At 63.1% G+C, this 18,137-nt stretch carries 14 protein-coding genes and 1 riboswitch; of the genes, 10 read left to right on the top strand and 4 right to left on the bottom strand.

Annotated features, from left to right (window positions below):
* Positions 1-32: 32 nt before the first annotated feature.
* From metH to GY769_11095, 3 genes are all read right to left on the bottom strand, one after another.
* A complete protein-coding gene (gene metH / locus GY769_11105) occupies positions 33-3,521 on the bottom strand; it encodes a methionine synthase (GenBank protein ID MCP4202467.1) in 3,489 nt (1,162 codons plus the stop codon).
* A gap of 71 nt (positions 3,522-3,592) precedes the next feature.
* Positions 3,593-3,729, bottom strand: a riboswitch (SAM riboswitch).
* A 43-nt stretch (positions 3,730-3,772) separates the two neighbouring features.
* The gene (locus GY769_11100) at positions 3,773-4,729 is read right to left on the bottom strand and encodes a methylenetetrahydrofolate reductase [NAD(P)H] (protein ID MCP4202466.1); all 957 of its coding nucleotides are present in this window, start codon (positions 4,727-4,729) and stop codon (positions 3,773-3,775) included.
* A 35-nt stretch (positions 4,730-4,764) separates the two neighbouring features.
* Positions 4,765-5,112: a hypothetical protein gene (locus GY769_11095; protein ID MCP4202465.1), complete on the bottom strand. Its 348-nt coding sequence runs from the start codon at positions 5,110-5,112 to the stop codon at positions 4,765-4,767.
* A gap of 28 nt (positions 5,113-5,140) precedes the next feature.
* Between GY769_11095 and GY769_11090 the strand changes: the two genes are divergently transcribed.
* Positions 5,141-6,757, top strand: coding sequence for a hypothetical protein (locus tag GY769_11090; GenBank protein ID MCP4202464.1), 1,617 nt, complete (start codon positions 5,141-5,143; stop codon positions 6,755-6,757).
* Here GY769_11090 and GY769_11085 read toward each other — a convergent pair.
* On the bottom strand, positions 6,747-8,060 hold the full coding sequence (locus tag GY769_11085) for an O-antigen ligase family protein (GenBank protein MCP4202463.1): 1,314 nt from the start codon (positions 8,058-8,060) through the stop codon (positions 6,747-6,749). The genes GY769_11090 and GY769_11085 overlap by 11 nt on opposite strands.
* Before the next feature lie 93 nt (positions 8,061-8,153).
* Here GY769_11085 and GY769_11080 point away from each other — a divergent pair, with 93 nt between their 5' ends.
* The 9 genes from GY769_11080 (at position 8,154) to GY769_11040 (ending at position 18,133) form a co-directional block, all read left to right on the top strand.
* A complete protein-coding gene (locus GY769_11080) occupies positions 8,154-9,422 on the top strand; it encodes an outer membrane beta-barrel protein (protein MCP4202462.1) in 1,269 nt (422 codons plus the stop codon).
* 31 nt (positions 9,423-9,453) lie between these two features.
* On the top strand, positions 9,454-10,299 hold the full coding sequence (locus tag GY769_11075; protein ID MCP4202461.1) for a hypothetical protein: 846 nt from the start codon (positions 9,454-9,456) through the stop codon (positions 10,297-10,299).
* Positions 10,296-12,533, top strand: a complete 2,238-nt coding sequence (locus GY769_11070; protein ID MCP4202460.1) for a polysaccharide biosynthesis tyrosine autokinase — start codon at positions 10,296-10,298, stop codon at positions 12,531-12,533. Before GY769_11075 ends, GY769_11070 begins: the two co-directional genes overlap by 4 nt.
* Positions 12,533-13,258 (top strand): tyrosine protein phosphatase, encoded by a 726-nt coding sequence (locus tag GY769_11065; protein ID MCP4202459.1) that lies wholly within the window; start codon positions 12,533-12,535, stop codon positions 13,256-13,258. The genes GY769_11070 and GY769_11065 overlap by 1 nt, the downstream gene beginning before the upstream one ends.
* A 22-nt stretch (positions 13,259-13,280) precedes the next feature.
* Positions 13,281-14,642 carry a tetratricopeptide repeat protein gene (locus GY769_11060; GenBank protein MCP4202458.1) on the top strand — a complete coding sequence of 454 codons (1,362 nt, stop codon included), beginning with the start codon at positions 13,281-13,283 and terminating at the stop codon, positions 14,640-14,642.
* An 85-nt stretch (positions 14,643-14,727) separates the two neighbouring features.
* On the top strand, positions 14,728-15,486 hold the full coding sequence (locus tag GY769_11055) for a hypothetical protein (GenBank protein ID MCP4202457.1): 759 nt from the start codon (positions 14,728-14,730) through the stop codon (positions 15,484-15,486).
* A gap of 84 nt (positions 15,487-15,570) precedes the next feature.
* On the top strand, positions 15,571-16,515 hold the full coding sequence (locus tag GY769_11050) for a phosphoglycerate dehydrogenase (protein MCP4202456.1): 945 nt from the start codon (positions 15,571-15,573) through the stop codon (positions 16,513-16,515).
* Positions 16,512-17,390 carry an NAD(P)-dependent oxidoreductase gene (locus tag GY769_11045; protein MCP4202455.1) on the top strand — a complete coding sequence of 293 codons (879 nt, stop codon included), beginning with the start codon at positions 16,512-16,514 and terminating at the stop codon, positions 17,388-17,390. Before GY769_11050 ends, GY769_11045 begins: the two co-directional genes overlap by 4 nt.
* Positions 17,391-17,407: 17 nt before the next feature.
* On the top strand, positions 17,408-18,133 hold the full coding sequence (locus GY769_11040; protein MCP4202454.1) for an NTP transferase domain-containing protein: 726 nt from the start codon (positions 17,408-17,410) through the stop codon (positions 18,131-18,133).
* Positions 18,134-18,137 lie beyond the last annotated feature (4 nt).

Raw genomic sequence — 18,137 nt, 5'->3', positions numbered from 1 at the left:
CGGGAGGGGACACGAAGGAATCGTGTCCCCGATTACGCCCCGAAGTACTTCGCGTCCGGGTGATGAAACACCAGCGCCGAAACGCTCGCCTCCGGGTCCATCATGTCGCCCTCGGTCAATTCCACCCCGATCTCCTCCGGGCGCAGCACCTCGAAGAGCTGCCGCTGGCCCGAGAGATCCGGACACGCCGGATAGCCGAAGCTGTAGCGGCAGCCCCGGTAGCGATTCGAGAAACGATCGCGCGGCGTGAAGTCTTCGGAATCCGGAAAGCCCCAGGCCGCCCGCAGGCGCTTGTGCAGGAGCTCGGCCGCGGCCTCGGCGGTTTCCACCGCCAATGCCGCAAAGGCATGGCTTCTCAAGTACTCGCCCTCTAGCTTCCAGGCTTCGACCCGGTCGCGGACGCCCTCACCGGCGGTGGTGACGAACAGACCGACATGGTCGCGTTCGAGAACGTAGTCCGAAAGGCAAAGACCATCGATTCCGGCCTGGCGAGGGAACTCCCACTCCGCCACCGGCTTGTCCGAGTCCGGCTCGAAGAGCCGAATCGTGTTGCCTTCGGTTCGAGCCGAGAAGAACTGCCATACGCCGCGCGCCGTCATCGCTCCGTTCCGAGCCTCGAGTCTGAGATCGTCGACAATGGCTTCGAGCTTGGCGAGCTTGGCGTCGCCCTGTGCCGCGAGTCGCCGGACCGAGCCCTTGATCCCCAAGTGCTTGCCGAAGAGCATCTGGGGATTGAGCTCCTCCCAGACTTCGTCGAGGTCGAGGTCTTCCGTATGCCTCTGAAGATCCGGCGGCTCCGGTACGTCGACCTCGGAACGAATTGCCGAGCTGCGTTGCGTGGAAGTCGCCCCCGCACTCTGGCGCACCTTTACCTCAGGGCCTTCCCTGTCCTTGGCGATGAACTCGGCAACGCTCGCTTCGAGCGCCGGGCGCTTGGCCTTGTTGGTGAGACGCTCGACCAGATCGAGACCATGCATCGCGTCCTTGGCATAGGTGCAAAGACCGCCGTACTGGGGCGCGATCTTGAGATGAGTGAAGCGCCGGGTCAGGGCCGCGCCGCCAACCAAGAGATCCGCATCGATCTCGACGTCCCTCAGGTCGCCCGCGGTCAGCACCATCTGCTGCGCGCTCTTGACCAGGAGGCCCGAGAGCCCGATGACGTCGGGCCGGTGCTCCTGGGCGGCCTGAATCAGTTGCTCGCTGGGCACACGGATACCCAGGTTGACCACCTCGAAGCCGTTGTTCGCGAGCACGATCTCGACCAGGTTCTTGCCGATGTCGTGAACGTCTCCCTTGACCGTCGCCAAAAGAACCTTGCCCCGCGAGGACCGGTCGGTCTTTTCCATATGCGGCTCGAGTTGCGCCACCGCCGCCTTTATGACCTCGGCGCTCTGCAGCACCTCGGCCACGATCAACTCGTTGTCGTTAAAGAGTCTGCCCACTTCGGCCATACCGCCCATGAGCGGACCGTTGACGATGTCGAGCGGTGTCGGCCACCGGTCGTCATCGAGGGCTTCCGTGATGTCTTCCGCAAGGCCTTCCTTCGAGCCTTCGATCACGGCCCGTGAGAGGCGCTCGTCGAGCGCCAGATCGGTTCGCGAGACCGTCTCGATCGCGGATTTGCGACCGCGGAAGTGCGCCGCAAAGTCGGCCACGGCCTGATCGGCGGCCCCGATGTCGCCGGGCTCGAGGTAGATCAACGAATCGGCGAGCTTCCTCTCTTCGTCGGCGATCTCGGCGTAACGAGCCAGCCGCTGGGTGTTGACAATCGCTGCATCGAGACCGGCTTGGGTCGAATGATGGAGGAACACCGAGTTCAAAACCTCGCGGCCGCTGATCGGAAGCCCGAAGCTGACGTTCGAGATGCCGAGGATGGTCTTGGTCAGCGGGAACTCGGCCTTGAGGGCCCTGACCCCCTCGATGGTCAGATTCGCCGAGCCGATGTAGGTCTCGTCCCCCGTGCCGCACGGGAACACCAACGCATCCCACCAAATGTCCTCCGGAGCAATGCAGAACTCCTCGGTCAGGATCTCGTAGCTTCTCCGAGCCACCTCCAGCTTGCGCTCCACGGTGACCGCCATGCCGCTCCCGTCGATCGTGCCCACGATCAACGCCGCGCCGAAGCGCCGAGCCAGCGGCACGACCTCTTCGAAACGGTTGCGGCCGTCCTCCAGGTTGATCGAATTGAGGATCGCCTTGCCCTGGCAGTACTCGAGCGCCCGCTCCATCACCTTGGCATCGGTCGAGTCGATCATCAGCGGCACCTTGACCAGGCGAACGACACGATCGAGCAGCGCCTCCATGTCGGCCACCTCGTCACGATCGGGGTCCTGCATGCAGATGTCGATCACCTGCGCCCCGCCCTTGACCTGGGCCCTACCAACCTCGGCGGCGGCCTCGAACTCGCCCTCGGCAATCAACCGCTTGAACTTTCGGCTGCCGAGAACGTTGGTACGCTCGCCCACGAAGAGCGGCCGGTTGTCGGCAGTGAGCTCAACGCCCTCGATACCCGAGACGAGGCTGCGCTGATGGACCGCAGGGATCTGCGGCCGGCGGTCTCGGACCAGCTCCGAAAGCGCCGTCACGTGCGCCGGCGTGGTACCGCAACAGCCGCCAACCAGGTTCAACCAGCCGTGACCGAGAAACCGCCCGAACACCTCGACGAAATGGTCCGGGCCCTGATGATAGATCCCTTCCTCGTCGGGAAGACCGGCGTTGGGCACACAGGCGACGCGGCTCCTGGACAGCTCGGACAGTGTCCGCAGATGCTCGGTCATCAACTCGGGCCCGGTCGCGCAGTTGAGCCCGATGTAGAGCAGATCGCGATGCAGCAGCGAAATCGCCAAAGCCTCGGCGTCCTGCCCGGCGAGCATCGTTCCAGTGGTCTCGATGGTCACCGAGACCGCCACCGGGATCTCCCAACCTGCCTCCGCCATGGCACGGTCGATACCGACGATTCCGGCCTTGACATTGCTCGTGTCCTGACAGGTCTCGAGAAGCAGGTAGTCGGCACCGCCGGCCATGAGCCCCAGCGCCTGGACGCGAAAATGCTCGATCAACTCCTCGAAGGTCACCCCGCCGGTGACCGAGATCGCTTTGGTCGTCGGACCCATCGAGCCACACACGAAGCGCAGGCGACCGGCCTCGTCGAAGCGCGCACACGCCGCGCGCGCCAGCTCGGCGGAGCGTCGGTTGAGCTCGAAGGCCCGGTCGGCCAGTCCATACTCGGCAAGCACCAGCGGCGTGCCGCCGAAGGAGTTGGTTTCAACAATGTCCGCTCCGGCCTTTAGATAGGTCTCGTGCAACCGCTCGACGACGTCGGGCCGGACCGCACACAGGTTCTCGTTGCAGCCCTCGAGATCGACGCCACCAAAGTCCGCGGCGGTCAGGTTCTCGACCTGCAGCGCCGTGCCGGTAGCGCCGTCCAAAACCAGAATGCGCTCGTCCAAGGCATCCAGCAGAGCCGCCGTACGTGTCTCCCGGTCGCTCTGCACCGGAACGCTGTGTTTCTGTTCACTCATCGGGACCTTCCTGAAGTGCTAGGTCAATACAACAAATCCGCTTCGTGCATCACGAAGCGGATCAATTTGACCGCCGGACAGTTCGTTGCCGCCTTCCGGCGACCGCATCCCCGCTCTGTTCTTTCGTTCCGAGCGAGATGGCACCTTGGGTGTCCGTCCCAGGTTGCCGCGTCCGGCCTTGTCAACCGAACCACTCCTGATGCAATCGGGAGCCTAGCCCAGGGCCGAAAGAGGTGTCAACTGCCGGGCGCTCAGACGTGGAGCCCATCGAGCAGCATGGAGACCGCCTTCGAGCTCTGCATGACGTAGAAATGGACCGAAGGCACGCCCCGGTTGAGCAGTTCTTCGGTCTGACGACGCGCCCAATCGACCCCCGCCTCGAGAACCTCCGCGCCGGACTCCGCGGCTTCGACCGCGTCCGCGAGCTCCGCGGGGATATCGCAGTGAAAGAAACTCGGCAGGCTCTTGATATGAGTTCGAGTGGTCAGGACCTTGAGCCCGGGGATGATCGGAACGGTGATGCCGGCCGCACGGCACTTTTCTACGTAGTTGAAGTAGTGCTCGTTGTTGAAGAACATCTGGGTGACGATGTATTCGCCCCCGGCGTCGACCTTGGCCTTTACCCGGCGGATATCGCTGTCCAGATTGGGTGCTTCGAAGTGCTTCTCCGGATAGCCGGCAACGCCGACACAGAAGTTCGAGGGCTCGGCGTCGAGGAGAATCTCACCCTCCAGATAGTTGCCTCGATTCATCTCGGCGATCTGAGTCACCAGGTCCACCGCATAGTCGTTGACGCTGCGCCCGGGCTGGAGCGGTTTCTTGAAACCGATGTCGTCCCCCTTGATCGCCAGCACGTTGTCGATACCCAGGTACTTGAGCTCGATCAAGAAGTCCTCGGTCTCCTCGCGCGTGAATCCCTCGCACAGCACGTGCGGCACCGCATCGGTCTCGTACTTGTTTTGGACCAGAGCGCAAAGGCCGAGCGTGCCCGGCCGCTTGCGCTTGATCACGCGCCGGATGCCGTCCCGAGTCTCGTGATAGACCACCTGGGCCGAGTGGCTGGTGATGTCGATGAAGGGCGGCCTGTACTTCGCCAGATCCTCGATCAGGCGCAGAAGTTTCTGCAGGTTCCCACCGCGTAGCGGTGGAATGATCTCGAAACTGATCAGCGGACCCTTGGCACGGTCCAGGTGCTCGATGACCTTCATAGTCCGGAGCGGGAGTATATGGCAGCAGGAAGCGGTCAGGACCCTCTCTTGAATCCGAGCAAGACACCCAGCATGCCGACTGCCAGATCCGGGAACTCGAGATTCCTCCCGGGAACTGCGATCTGGAGAATCTCGAGCAGCACGCAGTACGCCAGAAGCGCGGCAATGAGCCGACTTCTCCTGCCCGCCTCCTGCCCCGGGCCTGCATACCCGTGTGCGGCAAGGAATGACAAACCGAAAAACAGGATGAAATGAACGCCGAGCTCGATGACGGCCTCGAGCGCCTCGGACAGTCCGGCTTCCGGCAGGTTGTGGCCCGGCATGAGCAACAGAGCCGCGGTGCCCAAAGCCCAGACCACGGTGAGCGCTCGGGAGTCCTTCATGGCCTTATGATTCCCTGCGGGGAAACTGATGAAAGCCTATCCCAAGCGTCTTGCCGCCGCCGTTCTCGCTCTGGCGCTCGCGACGGTCAGTCTGCTCTCGTACATCTCGTGGACCCGCTCGCGAGAGCGGCTGACCGATCTACTCGGCGAGCTCGGCACCGGCGCCCGCGAGCCCGGAGTTCTCATCGATGTCCGGCGCGAACCAGACATCTTGCGAGCCCGGCTCATGGTCGCGCGTGCGCTGCTGGCCGACGAGCTCGACCGGCGCTGGCTCGCCGAGCTCCCGGCGGAGCATCGAGATCAGGCCGAAGCTCTATCACGGCTAAAGCTCGCCGTCGCCCGCTCAATGGCCGTCGAGACTCTCGAACGGAGGCCCGCATCCTGGCAAGCCCGAATGATCCTGGCCGGCTCAACCTATTTGCTCGAGAGTCGGCGCGGAGATCCGAAGCGCTGGAGCGACCGGGCGAGTTGGGAAGCTCCCTTGATCTCCGCGATGCAGAGAGCCCCGAGCCAGGCCGAGCCGAGTCGAATCCTCGGTGCCGCGTATTTGAACGAGTGGTCGCTCATGACGTCGGAAGAGAAGCAGTTCGCTGTCGAAGTGCTCAGGAAGGCGTTCCAGGACCGCTCTACTCTGGAGCAGCTTCTCGCAGCCTGGCTCGGTCGCGCGGACTCGCTCGAACAGGCCTTCGAGCTCATTCCGGCCGACACCATCAGTTGGAAACGAGTCGAGAATCACTTCATCGCGAGAAACGACTGGCAGCGCGCTTGCCAGGCCCGACTTCGCGGTCGCGCCATTCTGACGGCCTACTTCGATGACCTGCTCGACCAGGCAGCCAAGCGGCTTGCCGGGGGAAACTCGCGCGTGGCTCGATACCAATGCGTGCAGGTACTCGAGAGCGCGCCCGTGGGCCCGGAGCACGCGCAGACTCTGGTTCGCACACTCGAAACGCTACCTGCTGGCCCCATCCCGCCCGGTCCCCGCCAACGCGCCAGACTCTGGCTCGAATGGGCTCACCGCGAGTGTCTACTCAACACCTGTCCACTACCCGAGGCCACCGTGCGGCGGCTTCAGACCCTCGGCCAGTTCAGAGCGTCATCGGACGCCGCGTGGCTCGCCGAGCTGGCGGGTAACGTCGGTAGCGCCGACTACTACGCACGTACCGCTCTCGTCCCAAGAACCGAGGAATGGACCCCTTACCTCCTGCAGAAAGCCAACCGCCTGGTCGCTGAGGGCAAGCCGGGCGAAGCGGAACAGACACTGAGTCTAATTCATCCCAACTGGGCCGAGCGCGCAGTCGTGCGTTCCGTGCGAGGGAGAATCCGGCAGCGTCAACAGCCGGCAAAGACGAACCAGGAGCTCGACGATTGGCAGAGCAAAAGCATTTCTCAGGAGCGGCGTGTCTGGTTTCGCGAGTATTCCTGGCAGAACCCTCCCGACAAAGTGCGACTTCGATTCGGCTACGTCGACCCCGCCGGCGCAGCAGTGGAGATCTCGTGGTCGAGCAAGCTTCAGGGATGCCGCGCAGTCGATGTCGGAGCGCGACTTTCCATCGAGGCGCCGGACTCAGCCGGCTTCCACACCCTCGAGATAGAGCCGATCGCCGGTCGGCACGCTCGCCCGACAGCGATCGAGCTCATTGATTAGGTCGGGTAGATCGGGTAGATCGGGCGCGCGCCCCGATCGCGGCAGCCAAGATCGCCGTTAGAACGAACGCGTTCGCGGGCAGGCTGAGGCCGAAGTCGACCGTCTCGTGTACGGCGACGGCGGCAAGACAACTCAGCGCGGTGGAATACGTCAAGCGGTCATCTGTTCTCAGAGCGGCCCGCATTCTGCGGACAAGGGTCAGCAGGAGAGAACCGACACCCGCCGCCGCCAGAGCAAGGCCCAAGAGACCTGCCGTCACGACGAGCTCGAGGAAGTCGTTGTGTGCTTTCGCCCATCTCACCGCTTCGACATTCGACGGTTGCACCAGCGGAAACGCAGCATCAAAACTCCCCAGCCCGGTACCCACCAAGGGGAACTCGCGAGCTAGATCGATGGCGCTGCGCCAGACCGTCAGACGACTACTCGACACTACCTCGAACCACGAGGTTCCGGTAAGGCGACCGAACGCCGGTCCGACGCCAATCCAGGAAAGGTATCCCAAGGAAACAACGCCGACCGCGGCGGCGATCGCAACGGGCACCAAGCGCCGCCCCCTAGGCAAGATCGTCAGTTGCACCAGCAGACCCACCAGCACCGCTACCAGAGCCGCACGGGAACCGGTGAAAGCGATGGCGGCCAGGACCAGAAGAAGCAACGTAGAGAACACGACCACCGCGATCGCTCGCGTCTCCCAGCTTCTGAATCGGCGTTGCGAGAGCACGGCTCGAAGGACAGCCGCCAGAGCAATGCACGCCGCCATCTCGAGCAGCACGCACAGATGATCGGGGTTGAGGTACGAGCCGCGCAACCGGGGCACCTGACCGGACAGCCACGGCCTCAAACCAAGCACTATTTGGACACTCGCTGAGGCGAGCACTGCGGCCGCAAGCAGGCGGCGACCGCTTCTACGGCGTCCAACGCGTGCGGCGCCGAATGCCAGGGCACCAAGAACCAACATATCCAGTGCAACCTCCCGAGAAGCCGACGGATTCAACGAGAGGGCAATCCAAGTCCGTTGCTCCGCGCCGATTGCCGCTGCCGCCTCGCCCGCCAATTGCGCGTGCCCGGAGGACAGAGCTTCGACCAGTCCTCTCGGCCAGGCCAAGCTCTGCAGGAGCGCGACCAGCGCGAGCGCAACCAGGACCGCCAAGAGTCGGTTCAGCTCGTGCCGAGGACGAAGTCTCCTTCGACCCAGAAAGCTAAGCGCGAAGACGGCAAGCGCGGCCAGGCGAACAACCAGAGTCCCGAGGGGCGTCGCCCCACCATAGAGCAGCGGAACGACGACGACCGCGATGCAGAGCACGTACGTGGTCGTCCTCCCGCCCGACGGTACTATTGACTGCCGAGAACGCATCAGGAGCCAAGAGTACCGAGCCGAAGCGAGGAGCCCAACTGAATGCCGATAAGAACCGTCACCTTTTGCCTGCTTACGCTCTGTGTCAGTGTACCGGCAAGATCGCAATTCACTCAGTACACGGCTCCGGGCTCTCGGCTTAGAACTCCAGAGAGCCTCGCCGATAGCGTGCAGCGCGCCGCCGGCGAAGCTCGATGGCGGCTCGGGCCATTGCGTATCGATCCCCGTTTTTCCCTCACCAACGTCGGCTACGACGAGAATGCCTTCAGTTCGCCGGACGAGTCGACCAGAGTCAACGACTCACATGCCACTGTAGGAGCCGGGATCGTCGGTTACCTTCCCCTGGGATCGAAATCCGTATTCTCGGCCTTCCTGACACCGGAATATAGCTGGTGGCAGGACTCCGAGGATCTGCGCCAGTTCAACCTCAACTCGGGTCTGGCCTGGTTCGGCAACTTCAACAGGCTCAGACTCGCGGCCAACGCGAGCAGCACTGAACGAGAACGGCCCCTGAGCAATGAGCTCGAGGCTCCTGTTCAGATCGCGCAAGACAGCCTCGCATTAGCCCTCGCCATCAGGATGACCCGGAGACTCGCGATCTTCGGGGAGTCGAGATCGATCAAAGCAGAGCACGACCGAGACGCCGAACAATTCGTTCCGGAACTGGACCTTCGCTCACTCGACCGGGATTCGAGCCGGCAAAGCTACGGCCTCGAATTGGCGGGCTCGAGAGTCGTTCTGGGCCTCGGATACAGGACAATCGAGGTCGATTTCCTCGTCGAAACAAACAGGTCGAACGACGGTTCCGGGCCGATGGCCAGATTCGCCTACCAGACCGGCAGGCTGCAGATGAACGTCGAGTGGGCGAACCTCCGTATCGACTACGATGATCCGCTACTTGGCGACACCGAGCAAAGCATCGGCACCGCCAACCTGATCTACAAACTTCGTGCTGCCACCACGGTCGCCCTACGTGCCCAAGAAAGCTTGTCATTTGCGGTGTCCTCGCCAACCGGAATCGTAGAGAGTCGGTTCGCCGGCGTCGCTTTGAACCATGATTTCAGCAGTCGATTCAGCGCGGGTGTGTTCGCGGACAATGGCACGTCGACCTTTGTCGAGCCGGAGAGCAGCGAGCGCGAAGACGACCTCGAGGCCTTGGGACTCACGGCGGCACTCAAGCTCTCGGACAACTTCACCTTGACCGGTAGGTTCAGCGAAGAGACGTGGGACTCCAACCAACCGCAATTCAATCGATCCAACACTCGACTAGGGCTGCGAATCGAGCTGCACGAAGAGCTGCTACCTTGGTAACCCCCTGTTGCCCATGTTGTAGGATCCGCGAATGATCCAGCCTTCGCCACAGCTCCTGTTGCGTACGGTCGGATGGGTCATTCTCGCTCTACTTCCCCTGCCAAGCACCGGCCAGATCGACGAATCGGCTGCTTCCTACCGAATCGGACCGAATGATCTCGTCTCGATTGAGGTTCTGGAGGACGAATCGCTCAATGCGGAGACCCGGATCACGGACATCGGAACCATCGAGCTGCCCCCTATCGAACCGATCGCGGTCAGCGGTTTGACAACCGCACAGGCGGCGCGCGTGCTCGAAGAGGCTTTCGAGAGGTACCTGCAGCGAGCCACGGTAACGTTGCGCGTCATCGAACACCGATCCCAGCCGATCACCGTGCTCGGTGCGGTAAGGAAGCCCGGCGCACTTCCTTTCTCCGGTCGTTGGACGTTGCTCGACGCGATCAGAGAATCGGGCGGCTTGGCCGAGAGCGCCGGCGGCAGGATCCTCATCCTGCGTAGGTCAGCCAATGGGCTTTCGGATCAGCTCGAAATCGATTCTAAGCGTCTGCTGGAGCTGGGCGATCCCGACGTCAACATAGCCCTGAAGCCCAACGACCTGATCAACGTCCCGGCTGCGACAAACGTAACCATCTACTGCATGGGGGAGGTCCAGAACCCGGGCGCGGTCGTGTTCCGAAGCACCGACCAGATCACGCTGGTTGCGGTCCTGGCGCGAGTCGGAGGCCGTTCGGAGCGCGCCTCGAACAGCATCGTAGTGCGTCGCTCCGGTTCCGGCGAGGAGATAAGGGCTGACTACAAAAAGCTACTGAGCGGGCGCCAGGCCGACATAGAGCTTCGAAACGGCGACGTCGTGGTCGTCAAGGAGTCCTTTTTTTGAGCACCGGCGAGGTCATGCTCGAGGCTCCGGAGCGGCCCCACAGGCCGATCACGTCGAGCTTCGACATGCGCGAGTATTTGCAGCTGATCATCTCGCGCTGGCGCCTCCTGGCCATTGTCGTGGCTCTGACGACGAGTATCGCTCTACTTCACTTCTACATCACGCCTGCCGAGTATCGGGCCTCGACGCTGCTCCAGATCGAGCAGCGCAGCCCCCTTGCCCTCAACGACGAATCGAATCCCTACCTCGAGGCGTTTCTCACCCAGAAGTACTACCCGACTCAGTACGAGCTCCTCCGAAGCCGCGGAATCGCCGAGCGGGTGGTTCAGAGTCTCGACTTGGGAGCCGACCTCGGGTTGGACTCTCCTCCAGATCTCGCTCTCGGCGGATCGGAAGCGACCGATGCCACCGAGCTCGCCCGTCTTGCTCGGCGCCTGCTGGGCGGCATCAAGGTCACGCCGATTCTGAACACCGAGCTCGTGCGGTTGAGCTACACCTCTTCGGACCCGGAGCGGGCCGCCGAGCTCGCCAACGCATTCGCCCGGGAGTACATCAGCTGGAGCATCGAGAGCCGCTCGGACGTCGTCAGCAAGACCTCTACGTTCCTGGGCATCGAGCTGCAGAACGTCAACGAGGAGCTCCAGCAGAAAGAAAAACAGCTGGAGGAGTACTCTCGCCTCGCCGACATTGTCACGCTCGATCCGGCATCCAACCCCACCCTGCAGCGACTCGACAGTTTGAATGGTCAGCTTCTGAACGCTCAGGGTGCTTTGAGGGAGAAGGAAGCCCGCTCCCGAGACCTCCCCGAGCTTCCACGTGACCGAGTGGCGGATGACGAGTCGAACGGGCTGATTACCGAACTGCGCCGTGAGCGGTTGAGGAAGCAGGCCGACTACGACGCCAAGCTGCAAATCTACAAGCCGGACTGGCCCGCCATGGTCGAGCTCAAAGCTGCCATCGAAGATGGTGAGCGGGCCTACTCGCAGGCGGTCGACAAACACTATGCAGACGCCGAAAGCCGCTATAGAGCGGAATACTCGGCGGCCCGATCCCAGGTCAGGAGAATCGAGCGAGAGATCGACCAGGTGAAGTCCGAAGCAATGGATCTGAGCTCCGCCTCGGTCGAGTACAACAACCTGCGAATGGAGATCGAGGCCAGGCGCGCCAAGAAGGACGACATCCTGCGACAGTTGTCCGCGGCCAACACCTCCGCCCGGATGTTTCGCCAGCGAGAATCGAACGTCCGGGTGGTCGAGCAAGCCCTGGTACCCACCCGGTCGTTCAGGCCCTCGCTCAGGCTCGATCTGGGTACCGGGGTGTCGGGCGGACTCGCGCTCGGGATCGGTCTGATCCTACTGTTGCACTTCCTGGATCGAACCATCAAAACGCCGGAAGAGATGGAGAAGCTCCTCGAGCTTCCCCTTCTCGGGGTCATTCCGGATGTAAGTGAGACATCGAAGGGCTACGGCTTGGCCGGCTACTACGGCTACCGCAGGCGGTCGCAGGCCGCCCTGGCCGGCGATTCCGTCCGCCAGATCGAACTGCTGCCGGCCGTCCACCCTCGCCAGGCGGTCTCGGAGGCGTATAGATCCCTGCGCACCGCCCTTCTCCTCTCGAGTGCGGAGAAGCTCAATCTCATCTCGATTACTTCGGCCGAGTCGGGCGAGGGGAAGACGGCAACCGCGGCAAACCTCGGTACCGTACTGGCTCAACTCGGCAAACGGGTGCTTCTCGTCGACGGCGACTTGCGCAAGCCTCGAATGTTCAAGGTGTTCGAAGTCTCCAACCGAGCCGGGCTCGTCAACTTCCTGACCGGCTCAGCCCAGCCCGAAGGCCTTATTCTGCAAACGAACGTCGACAACCTGTTCCTGTGCCCGGCGGGCCCACATCCACCCAACCCTTCCGAGCTGCTTGCTTCGGATCGAATGCGAGCGTTTCTCTCGTTCGCTCAAGCGAACTACGACTTCGTGATCGTAGATACTCCCCCCGTCCTCGCGGTTACCGACGCGGTGCTGGTCGGGGCCATGTGCCATGGAGTAATCCTCTGCTTCCGCGCCAACAAGGCCGCCCGAGACGATCTTCAGACCTGCAGAGACCGGCTGCTCAGAGCGGAAGTGCGAATCCTCGGTACCGTGCTCAACCGCTATGCGCCGACGCGCTCCGGAGGCTACGGCCGCAGGTACTACTACTACGAGTCGTACGGCGAGGAAGTGGAAAGCTCCTCGGCCGCTTGATGATCGACATTCATTCGCACATTCTGGCGTCTGTCGATGACGGCGCCGACAACCTCGACGTGGCGGTTCAGATGTGCCGCCGGGCGGCGACCGACGGCTGCACGGCGATGCTCGCCACGCCTCATCAACGAACGCCGAGTTGGTGGAACTGTGAGCCCGGTGAGCTTCTAACTCGGCTCGATACCCTCCAAGCCGCGGTCGGCGACACGCCGCGCCTTTACCTGGGCGCAGAAGTGCGCGTCGACCCCAGCCTCCTCGGTGCCCTAGCCGAGTCCGACCGCGGCGGCACTCTGACTCTTGCGGGCTCGAGCTACTTGCTGCTCGAGTTCAATCGACGCGGCTTGAACGGACTCGACGCCGAGGGGCTCAGCCACGAGCTCCGTTTGGAGGGCTGGCGTCCGATCTTCGCGCACCCCGAGTTCATTCCCGACCTGGCGTCCGATTTCGACCTGATGCGCAGGCTCGCGGACAACGGCGCTCTGTTTCAACTGACCGCAATGAGCCTGACCGGCGGATTCGGTCGGCGCGTTCGCTCGCTGTCCGAGAGAATGTTGGCGGCCGGCTTGATACAGTTCATCGCGAGCGATGCGCACGATCTGTCCGGGCGGCCACCTGGGCTGAGCCGAGCTTTTCAACACCTCAGCAGGACATATGGCGAAGCGTTCGCGAGGCGACTGACTCTGGACAACCCGCAGGCAGTCATCAACAATCGTCCCATCCACTAGCGATTCGAGTTCGACCTTACCGATGAACGCGACCAAGTTCCTTCCTGCTGTGGCGCTGCTCTCGGTCGTTGCGGGCCTGGTGCCACGGACGGCCGCCGCCGTCGACCCTTTCTACACGCGACTTCTCGACCAGGGGGTCCGAGATCTGGAGCTCGGCCGGACGAAGCAAGCGCAAGATAAGCTTCGCACGGCCTGTTTCGGCTTTCTCGACGAACCAACGCTCCTCGCCGAGGGGCTGATCCAGCTCGGCCGGGCGCAGGCAAGCGACGGCAACACGGCCGAGCTCCTCGAGACAGTCGAACGACTGGCGGAGATCGAGGATCGCTTCAATGCCTATTCCGGCATCGACGGCGCTCTCAAAGCGGTCTTCGAGAACGCGCTCCAAGCAACGCTCTCCAAAAGCGACCTCGAGCGAGTGCCGATGTTCTCGCACTTGGCGGCGGCGCCCGAACCCCGGATGCCGGACACCCAACCTCGGCCCCAGAGGCGGCGGAGGAAGGCGCTCGAGCGGCAGCTTACCCAGAATCCGGACGACGCCGAAGCTCTCTTGGCACTCGCCGAGGTGCACCACCGAAGCGGCCGACTCGCGCCGGCGAGCGAGCTCCTCGACAGACTGCTGGTGGCACAGCCCGGCAACGAGCGGGCCCTCTGTCTGCGCGCCGAGATCGCGGCCGACCGCGAAGAATGCGAACCGGTTCTGGCCGCCCTCAGCGGTTGCGCTACTCTCACCGCGAGCAATCTGGGAGCGGCATTCGTCATCGACTGCCTGGTCTCGGCCGGACGCTCTCCTGAGGCCGCGGCTCTGCTCGAAGCTCTGCCGATCGAGAGACGCCAGGCACCCAGAGTCGCCCGGGCGGCGCGGAGGATAGAGACAACCGACGACTCGCTTGCGACATCCCCCGACGAGTCCTCGACGCAGGAGCCGGGCGCCGCGGAAAGGGTCCCGCCCGAGCTCGAGGACGACGCGCCTCGGAAATCCCGAACGGATCTCCCGGAGATCAAGATCGGGCTCTCTTTGGAAGAGCGCATGCGCAGACTGCGCGAAGAGATCGCGGCAAGCCGGTTCCGAGAGCATCTCGACCGGACCATGGAGAACGCCATCCAGCTGGCCAACGACTACCCCGATTCCCCGCAGGCTCAGTACCTTGCCGCCGAGGTCGCCTACCTGTCATCCGATTGGCGATCGGTGCTGGAGTACTTCGATCGGGGCGGACGACCGTCGGGTGATCGGCCCGAGCTCCTCTTCTACCTGGCGGTCGCGACCTACGAGATCGGGGACCCCGAGGAGGCCGATTCGATCCTCCGAGAAGCCCTGCCGAACCTGCCGAAAAGTCCATTCGTCGACGGCTATATCGCCAGGATCCTGATTCCGCCTTCACTGTGAAGTACTTTCTTGACGAACTCCGAGCCGGCCGCGTAATCTACTTTTGTCGCTTCCTGAAGGCGGCTCAGCTATGGGAGCTGTGAGAATGAGTATCAGACAAGGGGTTCTTTATCTAGGCACAGCCGCCGCACTGTTTCTTGCCCCGGGCGCCTCGGCCCTGGAGATCAGTACCAAGCCGCTCGAGTGCCTTCCCAGCGAATCGACCATCGGCTACTCAGCGCAGGTCGCGCCCGAGATCGATGGAAGCGAACAGGCTAGGCTCTATTTCCGGCGCTTGAATCGAACTGGGGCTTTCTACTGGGTCGAAATGAACGCGAAAGGCGACGGCAACTACTGGGTCGTCTTCCCGAAGCCCGAAGAGCGGGAACAACAGGAGCTCACCGACGAATGGTGGGAGATTCTCCAAACCCGCGACTGGATGAAAGGGAATGATCGGGAGTGGCTGGAGGACTGGCTGGAGGCTCAGAAGCACGAGGCCGCCGAGTTCTATGTGGCCGTGGCCGACGTCACGGGAACGGAAATCAGCCGCTCGGAGACCAAGCTCGTCCAAGTGCTCGACTACGAAGATTGCCGCTTCGCGCTCGACCCGTTCGAGCTCGGGCAATCCCAGAATCTCACGGTCGGTGAAACCACCGAACTGCAACAGGGCCGGGAGGTCTTCCACTGGTTGTGCGACGGCATCGTGAGTCGCACGAATTCCATCGGTGTGCTGCGAGCCGATGAAACTTGCCGGGCCTGTGTTGTCGCCGGCTGGCTGCCCATGGCCAGCGCCGCGGGCGCCCTTGTGGCCGGCACGACCATCGATAGAAGAGAGCCCCGTCGCGCGTCGGATATCCAGCCCTGAAGTCGCGGCTGGTGCCAGCAGCCGGCACACGTCTGACAACGAGCTGTCGGGACAATGGGCGACTCTTTGGCCCGGGGGAGCGATTTGAAGAAACCCAGAATCTTCATTTCCACCTCATCCTTCGGACGGGTCTCGCCCGAGCCTCTCGATGCCCTCGACCGAGCCGGTTACAGCTACCGGTTGAACCCGCACAGTAGAAAACTCGAAGCCGAAGAAACCCGCGAGGCCCTGGCCGGTGTCGATGGCTTGATAGCCGGCACCGAGCTTCTCGACCGCGGGATCTTGACCGCGGCGGACAGCCTGAAAGCCATCTCCAGAGTCGGAACCGGCCTCGAGAGTGTCGACCTGGTCGCGGCCGAGGAGCTGGGCATCCGGGTCTCGACCACGCCCGACCCGCCCGCGCGCGCTGTCGCCGAGCTCGCCCTCGGAGGGCTGCTGGCCGTTCTCCGCCATCTGGTTCCAGCCGATCGAGACCTGCGCCGGGGCAGCTGGCAAAAGCCGATGGGACAACTGCTGTCGGGCAAGACGGTCGGCATCATCGGAACCGGTCGCGCCGGTCGGGCCCTGGTCGATCTTCTGAGTCCCTTTCACTGTCGACACCTTGCAGTCGATCTGCAGCCAGATCCGGCCTGGGCACAGCAGAACGGCGTCGAGTACACCCGGATCGATTCTCTGCTGACGGCCAGCGATGTAGTTTCGTTGCATGTTCCGCTCTCGCCCGAGACCCGCAACCTGCTTGACCGGCGCCGGATCGAGTTGATGAAGCATGGCGCCGTCTTGGTAAATTGCGCTCGCGGCGGCCTTGTGGACGAAGCGGCTTTGGCCGAGAATCTACGCGACGGCAGACTCGCCGGCGCGTACCTGGATGTTTTCGAGGACGAGCCCTACCACGGAGGCCTGATCGAGTTGCGCAACACACTTCTCACTCCGCACATCGGTTCCTACGCCGCGGAATGCAGGCTCCAGATGGAGCTCGAGGCGGTCGAGAATCTCGTGCGTGCGCTGGCGGAAGCAGGAGATACGGAATGAGCCGAGCCCTGGTCACCGGCGGCTCCGGTTTTCTCGGCAGCTTTATCGCCGACGAGTTGGTCCGCAGCGGTTTTGAAGTTCGGATCTTCGATCGAGATTCTTCGCCGTACCTGATCGAGGGTCAGGAGATGGTTCCCGGCGACATCCTCGACACCAACGAGGTCCGTCGAGTGGCCGAGGGGTGCTCGGTGATCTACCATCTCGCTGCCCTGGCCGATCTCGATCAGGCTCACGGCGAAGCGCTCGAGGCTGCCCGCCACAACGTGCTCGGCACGATCAACGTTCTCGAGGCAGCGCGTCAAACCGAGGTCGAGCGGCTGGTCCTGGCCAGCACGGTCTATGTCTACAGCCGAGCCGGCGGCTTCTACAGGTGCTCGAAACAGGCGGCCGAATCGTTCGTGGAAGAGTACGAACGGCAATACGGCCTTCCCTATACCATTCTCCGCTATGGCAGCCTCTACGGTCCCAGAAGCGGCGACTCCAACGGCGTCTATCGCCTGCTCAAGGAAGCCGTGCGGACCGGCAAGATCGCGCACCATGGTACGCCCGAAGACACCCGAGAGTACATCCACGTTCGAGACGCCGCCCGCCTGAGCGTCGAAGCTCTCGGCGATGAGTTCGTCAACCGCCACCTTACGATTACCGGAAACCACCCCACCCGGCTGAAAGACCTCTTCGTGATGTTCGGTGAGATTCTGAGCAAGGAGCTCGAGATCGAGTACCGCGCCGACGAGACCGATCAAGAGGATCGCCGCTACAAAGTCACTCCCTACGCCTACATGCCTCGCATCGGTCGCAAGTTGACCTCGCGCCACACGGTGGACATGGGTCAAGGGATCCTGGAGCTCATCCACCAGATCGACCAGGGGGCCTAGGCGGAAAGGTCGGGCTAGTGAACGCCGCGATCATCACCGCACGCGCGGGCAGCAAATCGATCCGCGACAAGAACGTCCACCCGGTCGCCGGAGTGCCGCTGGTGGCCTATCCGACACGCGCGGCCCTCGGCGCCAACAGCGTCGATCGGGTTTTCGTCTCCACCGATGGCCAATCGATCGCCGATGTCTGCTCCGATCTCGGCTGCGAGATCATCTGGCGTCCCGACGACCTGACCGGCGACCAAGTCAACCACGGCGACGTCATCCGCCATGCCGTCGAATGGGTCGACGACAGGAATCCGGAGCTGGAGAACGTCGTCATCCTGCTCGGCAATACCGTAATGGTCGACGCGAAGCTCATCGACCGGTGCCTGGAGATCCTTGGCACCGACAACGAGCTGGACTCGGTAATGACCGTTTGGGAAGCCGCCGACGACCACCCCTTGCGAGCCTTGGAGATCGTTGACGACCTCGTACGACCCTACGGCGACCCGGATCGCCAAGTCTCGACCGAGCGCCAATCGTATCCGAAGGCCTACTACTATGACCAGGGTGTCTGGGCGTTCAGAAAGGACTGCGTGCGGCGGCGTGAGGGGCCGAATCCCTGGTGGTGGATGGGTAGGCGTTGCAGGCCACTGATTCGGCCCTGGGTGACCGGACGCGACATTCACTCGACCCTGGACCTCGGCATCGCGGGATGGTGGCTCAGCCGGCCCGATGGCAGGGAAGAGGCCCAGGAATAGCGGC

It is taken from the genome of bacterium (assembly GCA_024224155.1).
Taxonomy (GTDB): domain Bacteria; phylum Acidobacteriota; class Thermoanaerobaculia; order Multivoradales; family JAHEKO01; genus CALZIK01.
The sequence above is the reverse complement of the archived record's forward strand: the minus strand, read 5'-3'. Positions and strand labels throughout refer to the sequence as shown.

Excerpts from the sequence above, each read along its gene's own strand:
- GY769_11055 (MCP4202457.1), top strand. The coding sequence starts at position 14,728 with ATGAGTATCAGACAAGGGGTTCTTTATCTAGGCACAGCCGCCGCACTG.
- GY769_11065 (MCP4202459.1), top strand. The coding sequence starts at position 12,533 with ATGATCGACATTCATTCGCACATTCTGGCGTCTGTCGATGACGGCGCC.
- GY769_11045 (MCP4202455.1), top strand. The coding sequence starts at position 16,512 with ATGAGCCGAGCCCTGGTCACCGGCGGCTCCGGTTTTCTCGGCAGCTTT.
- GY769_11095 (MCP4202465.1), bottom strand. The coding sequence starts at position 5,112 with ATGAAGGACTCCCGAGCGCTCACCGTGGTCTGGGCTTTGGGCACCGCG.
- GY769_11075 (MCP4202461.1), top strand. The coding sequence starts at position 9,454 with ATGATCCAGCCTTCGCCACAGCTCCTGTTGCGTACGGTCGGATGGGTC.
- GY769_11080 (MCP4202462.1), top strand. The coding sequence starts at position 8,154 with ATGCCGATAAGAACCGTCACCTTTTGCCTGCTTACGCTCTGTGTCAGT.
- metH (MCP4202467.1), bottom strand. The coding sequence starts at position 3,521 with ATGAGTGAACAGAAACACAGCGTTCCGGTGCAGAGCGACCGGGAGACA.
- GY769_11100 (MCP4202466.1), bottom strand. The coding sequence starts at position 4,729 with ATGAAGGTCATCGAGCACCTGGACCGTGCCAAGGGTCCGCTGATCAGT.
- GY769_11090 (MCP4202464.1), top strand. The coding sequence starts at position 5,141 with ATGAAAGCCTATCCCAAGCGTCTTGCCGCCGCCGTTCTCGCTCTGGCG.
- GY769_11060 (MCP4202458.1), top strand. The coding sequence starts at position 13,281 with ATGAACGCGACCAAGTTCCTTCCTGCTGTGGCGCTGCTCTCGGTCGTT.